Source organism: Microbacterium sp. 71-23, assembly GCF_001897265.1.
Taxonomy (GTDB): Bacteria; Actinomycetota; Actinomycetes; order Actinomycetales; family Microbacteriaceae; genus Microbacterium; species Microbacterium ginsengisoli.
The window spans coordinates 3386-4893 of sequence record NZ_MKSL01000006.1; the positions used below are offsets into that span (position 1 = coordinate 3386).

The window sequence follows — 1508 nt, forward strand, 5'->3', positions numbered from 1 at the left end:
CTGCGACCACGACCAATGCAGGATCGACGCGGGCGGCAGCATCCGGCTCGCCCCCCACAGCACCTGCAGGTGGTGCTCGGTGTAGTCCGGGTCCGACAGGAAGAGCGTGTGGACGTGACGGGCGAGACCCAGGTCGATGCGGAGGCCGCCCGAGCTGCACGCCTCGAGGACGAGCTCCGGATGCCGCGCCCGCAGCTCGTCGAGCACGGCGTAGAGCCCCTCGTAGTGGCGGTACAGGCCGTCGCGCGCGCCGTGGCCGTGGTCGGTGCGGGTGCAGCCGGCATCCGGGTCGACGTTGAAGTCGAGCTTGACCCACTCCGCGCCCATCGCCCGCACGGTGCGGTCGAGGCTGTCGAGCACGAACTCCCGGCCCTCCGGCGACCCGCAGCACACGTACCCGAGGAAGGTCGGGTCGTCGGGGTCGAGGGACTCCGGGGTGTTGCCGTACGACGGGTCGGGGCGACGGCCGTCGACGGCGAGCGCCAGGATCTCCGGCCGCTCCCGGCGCGCGGCGGAGCGCACGCCGATGGCCTCGGCCTCCACCCAGATGCCAGGGCGGACACCGGCCGCCCGGATCGCGTCGCCGAGGGCGGGGAGCCCGCCGGGGAAGCGCGCCGTGTTCACGAGGTCCCAGTCGCCGCGGTAGCGCCACCACTGCGTCGTCGGGTCGGCCGGGCCGAACCAGCCGGCGTCGACTGTCGCGAAGCCGATGCCGAGCTCGGCCGCGATCCGCGCGTTCGCGTCGATCGCCGCCGCGTCGACCTCGACGTCCTCGTACGGCCACCAGTGGTTCCACTCGACATCCAGGCGATCGGATGCCGCGGACCGCGGCGTCCACGCCCGGCCGAGCGCGTCGGTGAGGGCGAGGGCCGCGTCGTCCACGTCGGCACCGACGGCGACGACGACGGATGGGGCGACGGTGCGCTCGCCGAGGCCGAGGAGCGTCTCGAACTGCCAGTCCGAGATGCCCGCGGTCACCGTCGCGGCCTCGCGGACGTCGACGTGCCAGTTGCCGCTCCACGCCGGCGCGACGACGATGGCCGCGGCCGCGCTCTCGAAGGCCACCCAGGGCGCCATGCCGTGGGAGGAGCGGCCGGAGCGGGACTCGAACCGCTGGTCGGAGTCGGTCGTCTCGGTGAACGGGCGGAACTCGTCGCCCCATGCCGACCGGTAGCCGTGGATGGTCCACGGGTCACCGGGGAGGCGCAGTGCGACCGGGTCCATGCGGGAGACGGCGACGGGCGCCTCGCCGTGGTTCTCCAGGACGAGCCCGAACTCCCACACATCCGCGTCCGCGATGATCCGCCGTGCGGTCCATTCGACGGCGACCGCTGTGCCGGGCAGCGTGCCGCGGACCGTCAGCCCGAGGTCGCCCCCGGACGCGTCGCCCGGGTCGATCGCAGCGAGCGCGTCGTGCCGGCGTCGGTCGACGTTCAGCCGGAACAGGGCGCTCGGTGCGATGACCTCGGCGCCGTGGCGCTCGAGATGGAGGGCGCCGTCCCACTGGA

At 74.1% G+C, this 1508-nt stretch carries 1 protein-coding gene; it reads right to left on the reverse strand.

Going from position 1 to position 1508, the window contains the following annotated elements:
* On the reverse strand, window positions 1-1508 hold a 1508-nt coding region (locus BGO15_RS00085; RefSeq protein ID WP_286746447.1), incomplete at both ends, for an alpha-galactosidase.